The organism is Hippea sp. KM1 (assembly GCF_000526195.1).
Classification (GTDB): domain Bacteria; phylum Campylobacterota_A; class Desulfurellia; order Desulfurellales; family Hippeaceae; genus Hippea.
The window spans coordinates 44,300-56,537 of the sequence record NZ_JAFP01000001.1; the positions used below are offsets into that span (position 1 = coordinate 44,300).

The 12,238-nt window shown below is 45.6% G+C and carries 12 protein-coding genes; 8 read left to right on the plus strand and 4 right to left on the minus strand.

Features of this window, described 5'->3' with window-relative positions; all coding sequences use genetic code 11:
* Positions 1-2 precede the first annotated feature (2 nt).
* The 8 genes from D891_RS0100220 to tsaD are packed head-to-tail and all read left to right on the plus strand — an operon-like array spanning position 3 to position 7,285.
* Positions 3-827, plus strand: coding sequence for a transketolase (locus D891_RS0100220; protein ID WP_025209040.1), 825 nt, complete (start codon positions 3-5; stop codon positions 825-827).
* Positions 817-1,746, plus strand: coding sequence for a transketolase family protein (locus D891_RS0100225; RefSeq protein WP_025209041.1), 930 nt, complete (start codon positions 817-819; stop codon positions 1,744-1,746). Before D891_RS0100220 ends, D891_RS0100225 begins: the two co-directional genes overlap by 11 nt.
* Positions 1,739-2,359, plus strand: a complete 621-nt coding sequence (locus D891_RS0100230) for a cell division ATP-binding protein FtsE (RefSeq protein ID WP_025209042.1) — start codon at positions 1,739-1,741, stop codon at positions 2,357-2,359. Before D891_RS0100225 ends, D891_RS0100230 begins: the two co-directional genes overlap by 8 nt.
* A complete protein-coding gene (locus D891_RS0100235) occupies positions 2,356-3,186 on the plus strand; it encodes a cell division protein FtsX (protein ID WP_025209043.1) in 831 nt (276 codons plus the stop codon). Before D891_RS0100230 ends, D891_RS0100235 begins: the two co-directional genes overlap by 4 nt.
* Positions 3,173-4,324, plus strand: a complete 1,152-nt coding sequence (locus D891_RS0100240; protein ID WP_198014758.1) for a murein hydrolase activator EnvC family protein — start codon at positions 3,173-3,175, stop codon at positions 4,322-4,324. Before D891_RS0100235 ends, D891_RS0100240 begins: the two co-directional genes overlap by 14 nt.
* A complete protein-coding gene (locus tag D891_RS0100245) occupies positions 4,321-5,562 on the plus strand; it encodes a S41 family peptidase (RefSeq protein ID WP_025209045.1) in 1,242 nt (413 codons plus the stop codon). The genes D891_RS0100240 and D891_RS0100245 overlap by 4 nt, the downstream gene beginning before the upstream one ends.
* Entirely contained in the window at positions 5,538-6,281 is a 744-nt protein-coding gene (locus D891_RS0100250) for a divergent polysaccharide deacetylase family protein (protein WP_025209046.1), read from the plus strand. Before D891_RS0100245 ends, D891_RS0100250 begins: the two co-directional genes overlap by 25 nt.
* Positions 6,278-7,285, plus strand: a complete 1,008-nt coding sequence (tsaD, locus tag D891_RS0100255; RefSeq protein WP_025209047.1) for a tRNA (adenosine(37)-N6)-threonylcarbamoyltransferase complex transferase subunit TsaD — start codon at positions 6,278-6,280, stop codon at positions 7,283-7,285. Before D891_RS0100250 ends, tsaD begins: the two co-directional genes overlap by 4 nt.
* Here tsaD and cysE read toward each other — a convergent pair.
* From cysE to guaA, 4 genes are read right to left on the minus strand one after another with little or no spacing between them, the layout of a single operon-like run.
* Positions 7,277-8,092, minus strand: coding sequence for a serine O-acetyltransferase (gene cysE / locus D891_RS10065; RefSeq protein WP_029951840.1), 816 nt, complete (start codon positions 8,090-8,092; stop codon positions 7,277-7,279). The two genes, tsaD and cysE, sit on opposite strands and share 9 nt — an antisense overlap.
* 2 nt (positions 8,093-8,094) lie before the next feature.
* Positions 8,095-8,535: an rRNA maturation RNase YbeY gene (ybeY, locus tag D891_RS0100265; RefSeq protein ID WP_084042273.1), complete on the minus strand. Its 441-nt coding sequence runs from the start codon at positions 8,533-8,535 to the stop codon at positions 8,095-8,097.
* On the minus strand, positions 8,489-10,717 hold the full coding sequence (locus tag D891_RS0100270; RefSeq protein ID WP_025209050.1) for an HD family phosphohydrolase: 2,229 nt from the start codon (positions 10,715-10,717) through the stop codon (positions 8,489-8,491). The genes ybeY and D891_RS0100270 overlap by 47 nt, the downstream gene beginning before the upstream one ends.
* Positions 10,718-12,238 (minus strand): glutamine-hydrolyzing GMP synthase, encoded by a 1,521-nt coding sequence (gene guaA, locus D891_RS0100275; RefSeq protein WP_025209051.1) that lies wholly within the window; start codon positions 12,236-12,238, stop codon positions 10,718-10,720.

Sequence of the window (12,238 nt, forward strand, 5' to 3'; positions counted from 1 at the left end):
GTATGGGAGAGTTTGATAATTTGGAGAGGATTGCCAGGGATTTAAGGAAAGATATCTTGATTATGTTAAACAAGGCAGGCAGCGGCCATTCGGGCGGCTCATTAAGCGTTTTAGACATACTCGTTGCCTTGTATTTTGGCGGCATCATGAATTACAAACCGGAGGACCCCCAATGGGAGGATAGAGACAGGCTCGTTTTGTCCAAGGGCCATGCATGTCCTGCTCTGTATGCCGTTTTGGCAAAAGCCGGGTTCTTCGATAGAGACCTTTTGTGGACATTGAGAAAGTTGGGTTCCCCTCTTCAGGGGCATCCAGACTCAAAGAAACTTAAAGGCGTTGAGGCCTCAACCGGCTCTTTGGGCAACGGCATAAGCCAGGCTGTGGGTATGGCTCTGGCTGCTAAGGTTTTGAAGAAGAGGTATAAGGTTTTCTGTGTGATGGGCGATGGTGAGTTGCAGGAGGGTATTGTCTGGGAGGCCTTCATGGCGGCCAACCATTACAAGCTCTCAAACCTCGTTGTTATAATCGATTACAACGGTTTGCAGATCGACGGAGCCTGTAATCAGGTTATGAACATAAACCCGCTGAAGGATAAGCTTGAGGCTTTTGGTTTTAGGACTTACGAGATAGGCGGCCATGTGTATAAAAACCTGATAGACACCTTGACAACCGCCAAGAGGAATGTCATAAGCCCAACGGCCATTATAGCAAGAACGGTTAAGGGATACGGTGTGTCGTTTATGGCCAATAAGGTGGAATACCACGGCGTTGCACCCACCGATGAGGAGTTAGAAAAAGCATTGAAGGAGCTTGACAATGGAGCTTAAGGCAACAAGGGAGGCCTACGGTAAGGCCCTGGTTGAGATAGGAAAGATGGATAACCGTGTGGTTGTGCTGGATGCTGACTTAAGCGGTTCAACAAAATCGGCAGAGTTTAAGAAGCAATTTCCCGATAGGTTTTTTAATTTGGGCATAGCAGAGGCCAACATGGCCGGTGTTGCCGCAGGCCTTGCACTGTCGGGTCTGAAACCGTATGCTTCAAGCTTTGCCGTCTTTATAACCGGCAGGGCGTTTGAGATCATCAGACAGTCCATATGTTATCAAGACCTCCATGTGGTTTTGTGTGGCTCGCATTCCGGGATTAGCGTGGGTGAGGATGGCGGCTCTCACCAATCCGTTGCCGATATTGCATTGATGAGGGCACTGCCCAACATGAAGGTCATTGTGCCTGCTGATTACAGCGAGACATATCAGGCCACTCTGGCGACTTTGGATATGGAAGGGCCTGTATACATACGCACATCGAGGGCTAAATCGCCTGTATTTATGCAGAATGAGCCGTTTGAGCTTGGCAGGTCTAAGGTTGTAAGAGAGGGTAAGACCGCCACGCTATTTGCCTGCGGCATGATGGTTCATCTGGCGCTTGAGGCTGCAGAGATACTGACAAAAGACGGTATTGAGCTTGAGGTTGTCAATGTTTCCTCTATAAAGCCCCTGGATAGGGAGACTGTCTATAACTCTGTCAAAAAAACCGGAAGGGCATTTAGCCTTGAAGAGCATTCGGTAATAGGCGGTTTGGGTTCTGCTATAGGTGAGTTTTTGGCCGAGGAGTTGCCCGTTTTTATCCATAAGATGGGGCTTGAGGATAGGTTTGGTGAGTCTGGTTCAAAGGAGGATCTATTCTGTAAATACGGCTTTACAAAAGAGGCAATAGCTGAAAGGATAAAAGAAAGGCTCAATGGTTGAGTTCATAGGTGTTGTTAAGAGCTTCAACAAGAGGATGGTTTTTTCCAATCTAAGCTTCAGGATAGCATCGGGCAGGATAAATCAAATTATATTGCCCCAATCCGGTGGTAAAAGCACCATAATCAAGATGGTTTATGGGGCAGAAAAACCCGATAGCGGCTTTGTCAGGGTATTTGATTTTAATGTTTCTGATTTGAACTATTCCGGTATTCTTCTGCTTAGGAGGTATTTGGGTATCATATTTGAGGATATAAGGCTTATCTCGAATATGACCGTTAAGGAGAATCTCTCGGCCATAACGAGGCTTACAAAGAGGAACCTCTATCTATCCGAGGAGATATTCGAGATGCTGTCGATAGGCCATCTTTTGGATAAGTATCCGCATGAGCTTTCCATTAGCGAACAGTCGCTTGTGAATATTGCAAGGGGGGTTATATACAACTTTCCGCTCGTTATAGCCGATGAGCCGTTGAGGTATCTGTCTGAGGATTACAGAATCAGGGTTATACGGCTGTTTAAGTATTTGAACGAAAAGAAGGGGATAACCTTCTTGATAGCGACGCTTGCCCCCATAGATGATGATTTCTATACGGTGGAGCTTGAGGGGTTATGAGAAGGGATAATGTCAAGATAGCCCTGTTCTTTGTCTTTGTTTCATTTGTTTTGAGTATGAGTATCTTGATGAGCATATTCTTTGTGATGAACAACTATATACAGCAGAAGAAGAGCAAGACCCCGTTGTATCTGTTCTGCTCGCCCAACTCCACATTTAAGGATGTCAAAAACCTTGTCGATACGATAAAGCAAAAAAAGGGGGTTTTGAGCGTTAGGCTTATCACCAGGGATGATGCATTCAAGGAGATGGTGAAGAAGTTTTCGATCGATAAAGACCTGTTCAGCACAAACCCCTTTCCCTATTCGATAGAGGTGTTTTTTCAGCCCTCATACACCAATAAGGAGTTCTTTGACGAGTTTGCCAAATCCATAGAAAATCCCATTATCGAGGATATTAGATACCCCAAGACGCTCCTTAAGGATATAGAGAGCCTGCACCAGAAGCTTCTCTATTTCTCTGAGGCTGTTGTGGGGCTGTTGTATGCAACCCAATTCATTGTATTTGTCTCGCTTATGACCATCTTTTACTCCCACCGCAAATTCGATTACGATACATTGAAGTTCTTTGGCATAAACAGGCTTACCATTCTGAGGCTGTTCATGAAGGAGACGATTACGCCGGCTTTTTGGGGCTTTCTGTTTAGTGTTGTAATCGTTGCCCTGCTTTACTTTGTTTATGGTAAATATGGGCAGATACCCTATATATCAAAGGAGATGCTGCAGAGCTCTCAAAAGAGCACCTTTGCTTTGAATGTGGTCATAGGTTTTATGTTTATACTCGTCTCCTCGGTTTTGGTGTTTTTTGTAAATGATGAAAAGGTTTAGCCTCTTAATTGCGCTCTTTGTGCTCCTTCCCCTATCCTGCTTTCCCGTTAATAAGAAGACCATAGAGCAGAAGCTGAAGAACATAGACCAGACCATAATGAAGAAAAAGAGCGATTACGATAAGCTCAGGCAGCAATACATAGACCTTCTAAATAAGGTAAAATCCACAGACAGTAAGATCAACGATTTGAAAATCAGGATCAAAAAGGCAAAAAGGGACTTAAATTTGCTAAACAAAAAGATAGAGAATCTAAAAAGGGAGATCGGCTCTGTTTCTGAAAGCCTGAATAAGCAGAAGAAGGAGCTATCCTTGGAACTTAAGGCCTATTATAAATACTCACGCATCAGCCCCTACTATCAGGAGGGTGTCTGGTTTGATTATATGAACGGCTTTATTGCAGACTATATGCAAAAACGGATCAAGAGCTATTTGAACAAGAACGCATACCTTAAGGATAGAATGGCAAGGCTTAAGCATTACATAGACTCCAAGAACGCTATACTGGAAAAGATAAAGAAACAGCAGGCGGATTTGCAAAAACAGCGCAACAACCTGAAGGTGTTAATCGGTCAGGCAGACAGTAAAAAAGAGGAATACCTCGCCCAGATTAAACAGCTGACCCAGGAGAAGGAGAACCTAAAGAACCTGCTTAAAAAGATAATCGAGCAGGAGAAGAAAAGACAACAGCAGCTTAAAAGACTGAAACACAAAGAAGCCATAAACCCAAAACTCATCACCAAGGAATTTAAGGCGCTCTCAGGCAGGGTTGCACCCCCCGTATCGGGTAAGGTTATATCGACCTTTGGAAGGAAGTACGACCCATTGTTTAAGGTTTATACAAGAAACGACGGCATAGACATAAAGGCGAAAAAGCACGCATGCGTTAGGGTTATAGCTTACGGCAAGGTGGGATTTTCTGGCGATCTGCCCGGATACGGCGGAGTGGTTATAGTAAACCACCTAAACGGATACTATACGGTCTATGGGGGTGTTGAGAGCTCCCTAAAGGTAGGCAGGATAGTAAAGGCCCATCAATGTATTGGAAGATTGCAGAAGAATATATTACACTTTGAAATCAGGAGGCATTCGGTGCCGTTGAATCCACTAAATTTCTTAGACAGGAGGTTTTTGAAATGAAGAGGCTCTTGGCCGCTTTTGCGTTGATTGTGTTGATGGCTAATGTGGGTTTTGCAAACCCCACCGAGTATGAGAAGCTCAAGGTGTTTGCAAAGGTTATGGCCATAATAGAGAACAACTATGTGGATAAGGTAAGCCAGACCAAATTGATAGATGATGCCATAAAGGGCATGGTTAGCTCGCTTGATCCGCACTCCTCCTATATGACGAAGGAGGAATACAAGGAGCTTAAGATAACCACGACGGGTAAATTTGGCGGCCTCGGCATGGTTGTTAGCATGAAGGACGGCATTCTAACCGTTGTGTCGCCGATTGAGGATACGCCGGCTTATAAGGCTGGTATAAAGGCCGGCGATGCCATCATAAAGATAAACGGCGAAAGCACGCTCGGTATGACGCTTGAGCAGGCTGTAAAGCTTTTGAGGGGCAAGCCCGGCACAAAGGTCACGATAACGATTCTGAGGAAGAACTCGAAAAAACCGTTCGATCTGACCATCACGAGGGCCATTATCCATGTCAAGAGCGTAAAGTTTAAAAAATACGGCAATATAGGCTATATCAGGATTACGCAGTTCCAGAGCGGGACAACCAAGGAGCTTAAGAGTGCTTTGGATAAGCTAAAAGGTATAAGCGGCCTTGTTATAGACCTAAGAAACGATCCGGGCGGTCTTTTGAGGGAGGCCATAGGTGTTTGCGATGTCTTCATCAAGAAGGGCGTTATCGTTTCGATAAGGGGAAGGAGCAAGAACGATGTTCAATACTTCTATGCCCATGATGACAAGAACGAGCCCTCCTATCCAATAGTCGTTCTGATTAATGCAGGCACAGCCTCAGCCGCAGAGATCGTATCCGGGTGTTTGAAGGATCACCACAGGGCCATAATCATGGGTATTAGGAGCTTCGGTAAGGGTTCTGTCCAGTCTATAATACCGTTGGGCGACGGTTCTGCCTTAAGATTGACCACAGCCCGCTATTACACCCCCTCAGGCAAGAGCATCCAGGCCGTTGGCATAAAGCCGGATATTGTCGTGAAGCAGGCCAAGATAGTTGAGGAGGAGTCAAACAGTTACAGCTTAAGGGAGAGTGATTTGATTCACCATCTAAATAACCCTCAGGCCAAGAAGACCAAGAAGACGCTCGATTTTGAAAAGGAGCTTAAAAACGACTATCAGCTTTTGAGGGCTATTGAGCTTATAAAGGCTGAGGATCTGGTATGCAAAACAAGGCAATCCCAATAGCCGTTGCCTTTGTTATCCTTTTTATTCAGACAGCTTTTGCAGCAAGCTCCCTGTTTCTTTTGAAGCAGAAGAAGCTTGCCATTGTTATAGACGATATGGGATACGATGTGGCATTGGCCAGGAGGTTTAAATCGCTAAACATGCCCCTGGCCTTTGCCTTTCTGCCCGATGCACCCTTTAGTGGTGAATTATCCAGGGATTTTTCTAAAAATGGCTTTGTTGTTATGATACACATGCCGAGCCAGCCGCTGGATTATCCCAAAGACAACCCCGGCAAGCACGCCATATACCTCTGGACGAGCAAGGCCGATACGCTTAAGCTTCTAAATTGGGCATACAAAAGGATACCCAACGCCATGGGCTTAAACAACCACATGGGCTCTGCCATTTTGAGGGATAAACCCCACATGGATTACATTATGGAGTTTTTGAAAGAGCACGGCCTGTTTTTTATAGACAGTGCGACGGTAAAGGATAGCATAGGCTGTGCAGAGGCCAAAAAATTCGGCGTTATGTGTGCAAGAAGAAGGGTTTTTATAGACAACAAGAAGGATGTTTTATATATAAAGGGGCAGCTTAGAAGGGCCCTGGCGATGTTGAAAAAGAGAAACGATGTTGTCGCCATAGGCCACTGCAATGAGAAGACCTATGAGGCGCTGTTTCAGATGAGAAAGCAATTAAAGCCTTACCTGGTTAGTGTGGTGTTTGTGTTGAAATGATCCTGGCATTTGATACATCGTGCGACGATACGGCCGTTGCCGTTTTGAAGGATAACGGTGATTATGTAAACCTCATAGCCTCTCAGGTCGAGGTGCACAGCTCATTGGGCGGTGTGGTGCCTGAGCTTGCAGCAAGGAAGCATGCAGAGATTATAGCTGCACTGACAAAGGAGGCTATCAGAGAAGCACAGATAGATATGGATCAGATAGACTTTTTGGCAGCCACTGTTGGCCCTGGGCTTTTGCCCAGCCTGCTTGTGGGTGTTGCATTTGCCAAGGCGCTGGCTTATTCACACAATATCGCCTTGATTCCTGTGCACCACATAGAGGGTCATATATTTGCCCCGTTTTTTGGAAGGGATATAACCTTTCCATTTCTTTCTTTGGTTGTATCGGGCGGCCATACCCACCTGTTTTTGGTTGAGGGTGTCGGTAAGTATCAAATTATAGGCAAGACGCTGGATGATGCAGTGGGTGAGGCTTTCGATAAGGTTGCAAGGCTGCTGGGTTTGGGGTATCCTGGAGGGCCTGTTATAGACAGGTTGTCAAAAACCGGAGATCCTTATCGTTTCAAGGTTCCTCAGGGATTGAAACATGAAAAAGGCTATAATTTTAGCTTTAGCGGTGTAAAGACATATGTCAAAAACCTTGTCAATAGCATGGGTGGGTTGTCAAAAAGTGATGTTTCAGATATTGCAGCATCCTTTCAGAGGGCCTCGATCGATATATTAATTGAAAAGACCCTTAAGGCAGCCAAGGAGTATGATGTCAGTATCGTGTCAATTTCTGGTGGTGTCTCTGCAAACTCCTATCTGAGGGAGGCCTTTGTTGAGGCAGGCACAAAATACGGCATCGATGTGGTTTTACCGCCCAGTGAGATGACGACCGACAATGCATTGATGATAGCATACAGGGCCTCCTTTATGCCCGATAAGGAGGCCACCAGCAGGCTCTGTTTGGTTGAGGCTAAGCCCTCCATCAGGGTAGGGGAGGGCTTAATCTAACCCCTCAAGCTCATAGCTTTTTATGTATTTCTCTATCTTTTTAAGCTCTTCTGCCTCCTTCTTGCGCTCCAATTCTATCTCTTCGGGCTTACCCTCCTTTAAGGCGGATATCTCCTTTTCAAGCTCCTCTATCCTGTGAAGCAGATACCTTATGACCTTGCCCTCCACATCGGGCAGCTTTGTATGCTCTAAATCCACCTTCTTTTCGACCTTCTCCTTCTTGACGACCTTGGCCGGTATGCCGACGACGGTGGAGTTCTCCGGCACATCCCTGATTACGACGCTGCCTGAGCCTATCTTGGAGTTGTCGCCTATCTTTAAGGCGCCCAATACCTTGGCGCCGCTTCCCACAACCACATTCTTACCCACCGTCGGGTGTCTTTTTACCTTCTTCAGGCTCGTTCCGCCCAATGTCACGCCCTGATAAAGCGTTACATCATCGCCGATCTCTGCCGTTTCACCGATTACAACACCCATGCCGTGGTCGATAAAGAAGCGCTTACCTATCTTAGCCCCTGGATGTATCTCAATACCGGTAAGGAATCTCGATATGTGGGATAGGAATCGACCTGCGAACTTAAGGTCGTGATTCCACAAAAAATGGGCGACCCTGTGAAACCAGAGCGCATGCAGACCTGGGTAGCAGAATATTATCTCAGGCACGCTCCTTGCTGCAGGATCCCTTTCAAAGACCGTCTGTATATCCTCCTTTAGTGTTTCAATCGCCCCTGTCTTTTTTAAGGCCACAAAACTGCCCACGGCAAACACGCCGAATGTAAGCGTTAGTGCCTTTATCGCCTTGGCCATCTTCAACCCCCTCTTTTTAGGAACTCATCAACCAATTCCCTTTGCTTTTTCATCATGCTTTCGAATTTCTCCATCGTTTCGTGGGTATAGCCCAAAAGGTGCAAAAAACCGTGCGCTATTATAAACAACAAATAGTCCTTGGCGTCCTCTTTTTTTTCTTTGGCCTCTTTCTCTATCGTATCTGAAGAGATTACTATATCACCCAATATATCACCGTCATAGCCGTAAAAACTCAATACATTGGTCGGCCCTTCTCTATTTTTGAACTGCTCGTTTAGTCTGGCTATCTCGTTATCGTCAACAAGCACTATGTTGAGCTCCTTTTTGCAATCCTCGTTGCTTTTTTTGAATAGAAACTCTACAAAGCCCTCTATCGTTGCCTCATCTATGAACTCTTTAGGCTTTTTTATTATCACCGTTAGGTTCATTCTGTTTTTCCTCATCCGGATATTCTATCCTGTGGTGGAAGATGCCCACAAGGACATTCACAAAGCTCGTTGTTATCTTGTTTAGGTCCTTTAGCGTCAATTCACACTCATCCAACTGCCCGTCTAAGAAGATCTTGTTGGTTATCTCCCTGACGAAGTCGTTTAGGTGTGCAACGGTCGGATTGGAGAGGGTCTTCGATGCTGCCTCCACCTCGTCTGCTATCATAACAATACCGGCCTCTTTGGTCTGGGGTTTTGGGCCTGGGTATCTGAAATCTTCCTCTTTGGGATTGAGGCCGTTCTCCTTGGCTTTGTTGTAGAAGTATTTGATCAGGCTTGTGCCGTGGTGCTGTTGAATGATGTCTATGATGTAGTTGCCCAGCCTGTGTTTTTTGGCTATCTCCACGCCGTATTTTACATGGTTTTTAATGATTAATGCGCTTATTGACGGTTTTAGGTTGTCATGCGGATTTATGCCGTCTGTCTGGTTTTCCACAAAATACATCGGTTTCTTGATCTTGCCTATATCGTGATAGTATGAGCCGACCTTGGCTATAAGCGGGTTTGCCCCGATTTCGCTTGCCGCCGCCTCTGCTAAGCTTGAGACAACGATGCTGTGGTGGTATGTGCCTGGCGCCTTAATGGCAAGCTCTTTCAACAGCGGGTTGTTTAGATTGCCAAGCTCCAATAGCTTTATGTCTGTTGTCATGTTGAATATGTATTCAAAGACCGGCAGAAGGCCGCTTACGATAATGGATGAGAATATACCGCTTCCAAATCCGAATACCAGCTCCGTTAAAAGCGATCTGTTCAGTTGGCCACCCTTTAGGAGATGGAATATGACTATGAGTATAACGCTGCTGAATGAGACATACAATCCGGCCTTTATGATGCCGGTTCTGGTTTTTTCCTTTCTTATGCTGAGTGCACCGACTATGCTGCCAAAGAACACATACAGGCCAAAGTTAGAGGCCGAGTCGGCCGATGTTAAAAGCCACGATGAGACGCTTAGGAGTATCGATGTTAAAAATGCCAGCTCAAAGTCTATCATTATTGCCAGCATCATGGCTGCCACGGCAAACGGCGTGCTGAACATGATGGCGGTTTGAGGAAAATCTGCCGATGAGAAGCTTACGACGCTTGCCAGATAGTTGAATAGCTTGAATATCAAAAACTGTATAACGATTAGCGTTTCGGCTATGGCGAGTATGCGTGTTTTTTTAAGCCACTTGTTCTTTTTGGCTTTGGTGATTTCGTAAATCTTGAAGAGTATTATGGACATGATGAGGAATAGGAGTATATTGGCCAGAAACTTTACATAGGCGTTTTCCTTCTGTTTTATGGAGTTCAATGCATTTAGCTTTAGGTAATCCGCCTTCGTTATTACATCGCCGCTGCGGACGATGATCTCACCCTTTGATATCTTAAAGAAGACCTTATTTACCTTTTTGGCTGCCTCTTCCTTCTTCTTCTGCGTGGCCAGGGAGTTGAATGTCAGGTTGGGCATGATCAGCTGCGATATCAAATCCCATACGGTGTTGCGCAGGCCTGCATCCTCCACCTCATCCCTCAATGCATTATAGGCCAGTATCTTGGCCCTTAGGACATCCACCACATCGTCTTTGGATATGAACTTCTCCTCGTCGGGTTTCTGTATATCCCTAACAATGATCTTCTTTGGTGTGAACTTATACAACTCCCTTACTGAAGAGACTATATACAACCCCTGCAGCTCCTTTAGGGCCAGCGTTGCATAGGTTATTATGTCCTTTTGGTCGTATTTTAACAGCCTCGAATAGAGTGTTGGGCTGGGTTTTATCTTAAGTGTTTTAAAGAATATGTCTTTGGAGCTTTGGGGATCCTGTGGGTTTATAAGAGAAAATGCCTTTTTTATGGAGTTTATGGTGGATGTTATAAACTGCGAGTTGTAATCAAAGACCGGCGGGACATTGTTTATGGCATCCTCGATGCGCTTCTTTGTCGCCTCCTTGTCCTCCACAAGCATCGAAACGGTTGACCTTATGGTTTTGGGTGCAATATCGCCTACCCTTAGGTTGTAATAGGTCGATGATGAGCGGGGCAGGTTGATGAGTATGATGGCTAAAAAGAACAGGCCCGCCACCACATGCTCGTTGAATATCCTCTCTATTACATCCTGTATATTTTCCTTTATCTTATCCTTCTTCTTGCTTTCCATTTACTCCCACTCGATTGTGGCCGGCGGTTTTGATGATACATCGTAAACCACCCTGTTGATGCCCTCAACCTCGTTGATGATGCGGCTTGAGATTTTGCCAAGCAGGTCATAGTCGATCCTGCTAAAATCGGCCGTCATGCCGTCTGTGCTGTTCACCGCCCTTATGGCCAATACATTCTCGTATGTCCTTTTATCGCCCATAACACCAACGGAGTTTACGGGCAATAACACGGCAAAAGCCTGCCATATATCGTTGTATATACCGGCCTTTTTTATCTCCTCTATCAATATGGCATCAGCCTCCCTTAGCACCTTAAGCCTCTGTTTGGTTATCCTGCCTATGATCCTTATGGCCAGACCCGGGCCTGGAAAGGGGTGTCTGTTTATAAACTCCTCATCGATCCCCAACTGCCTCCCCAGCGATCTGACCTCATCCTTAAATAACTCCTTAAGCGGCTCAATGAGCTTGAATTTTAAATCATCGGGCAGGCCACCCACATTGTGGTGGCTTTTGATTGTGGCCGATGGGCCTTTGACCGAGACGCTCTCTATGACATCCGGATAGAGCGTCCCTTGGGCCAAGAATTCGGCATCGTCGTATTCCTTGGCTATTTTGGTAAAGACATCTATGAATGTATGGCCGATGATCTTTCTCTTCTTCTCAGGATCCTCAACATCCTTCAGTCTTTCCAAAAACAGTTCTGAGGCATCCTCGTATCGTATGTTTACATTGAGCCTTTTGAATAGATCCAAAACATACTCAGGCTCGTTTTTCCTCAAAAGGCCTGTATTCACGAATACGCCTATAAACCTATCGCCAATAGCCCTGTTCATCAAAACGGCCACAACGCTTGAATCGACCCCTCCGGATACGGCGCCTATTACGCGCTTATCCTTGACGGTTTCTTTGATTTTCTCTATCTGCTGGGTCAAGAAGTTGCCCATATTCCAGTCTGCCTTGGCCTTGCATATACCGAATACGAAGTTGGATAAAAGCTTTTTGCCCTTTTGTGAGTGGTAAACCTCCGGATGGAACTGCACAGCCCATATCCTTTCATCGAGGTTTTGGATGGCGGCAAACGGGGAGTTGTCCGTTCTTGCTATGGCCTCAAACCCCTCAGGAAGGCTTTTTAGCCTATCCCCGTGGCTCATCCAGACGATGGTGTTGTCGATTTCTTTGTCAATTAGCGGGTTTTCCTTCAAAAGCCTCAAACGGGCAAGGCCGTATTCCCTCTTTTCTGCCTTGATTATGCTGCCGCCAAACCTGTTTGCTATAACCTGCATGCCATAGCATATGCCGAGTATCGGTATGTTTAGCTTAAATATCCCCTCTTTTGGGATCGGTGCATCCTTTTCGTATATGCTTGAGGGTGAGCCTGAGAGTATAATGCCCTTGGTGTCTGTTGTGTCAAAGTCCCTGTTGAACGGAACAATCTCTGCATACACGCCCAATTCCCTGATTTTTCTTGCTATAAGCTGGGTATATTGAGAACCAAAATCTAAGATAACTATCCTGTCCAT

Bases quoted from the DNA above. Each gene is read 5' to 3' on its own strand.
- D891_RS0100220 (WP_025209040.1), top strand. From the start codon at position 3: ATGGGAGAGTTTGATAATTTGGAGAGGATTGCCAGGGATTTAAGGAAA.
- D891_RS0100225 (WP_025209041.1), top strand. From the start codon at position 817: ATGGAGCTTAAGGCAACAAGGGAGGCCTACGGTAAGGCCCTGGTTGAG.
- D891_RS0100230 (WP_025209042.1), top strand. From the start codon at position 1,739: ATGGTTGAGTTCATAGGTGTTGTTAAGAGCTTCAACAAGAGGATGGTT.
- D891_RS0100235 (WP_025209043.1), top strand. From the start codon at position 2,356: ATGAGAAGGGATAATGTCAAGATAGCCCTGTTCTTTGTCTTTGTTTCA.
- D891_RS0100240 (WP_198014758.1), top strand. From the start codon at position 3,173: ATGAAAAGGTTTAGCCTCTTAATTGCGCTCTTTGTGCTCCTTCCCCTA.
- D891_RS0100245 (WP_025209045.1), top strand. From the start codon at position 4,321: ATGAAGAGGCTCTTGGCCGCTTTTGCGTTGATTGTGTTGATGGCTAAT.
- D891_RS0100250 (WP_025209046.1), top strand. From the start codon at position 5,538: ATGCAAAACAAGGCAATCCCAATAGCCGTTGCCTTTGTTATCCTTTTT.
- tsaD (WP_025209047.1), top strand. From the start codon at position 6,278: ATGATCCTGGCATTTGATACATCGTGCGACGATACGGCCGTTGCCGTT.
- cysE (WP_029951840.1), bottom strand. From the start codon at position 8,092: ATGGCCAAGGCGATAAAGGCACTAACGCTTACATTCGGCGTGTTTGCC.
- ybeY (WP_084042273.1), bottom strand. From the start codon at position 8,535: ATGAGGAAAAACAGAATGAACCTAACGGTGATAATAAAAAAGCCTAAA.
- D891_RS0100270 (WP_025209050.1), bottom strand. From the start codon at position 10,717: ATGGAAAGCAAGAAGAAGGATAAGATAAAGGAAAATATACAGGATGTA.
- guaA (WP_025209051.1), bottom strand. From the start codon at position 12,238: ATGGACAGGATAGTTATCTTAGATTTTGGTTCTCAATATACCCAGCTT.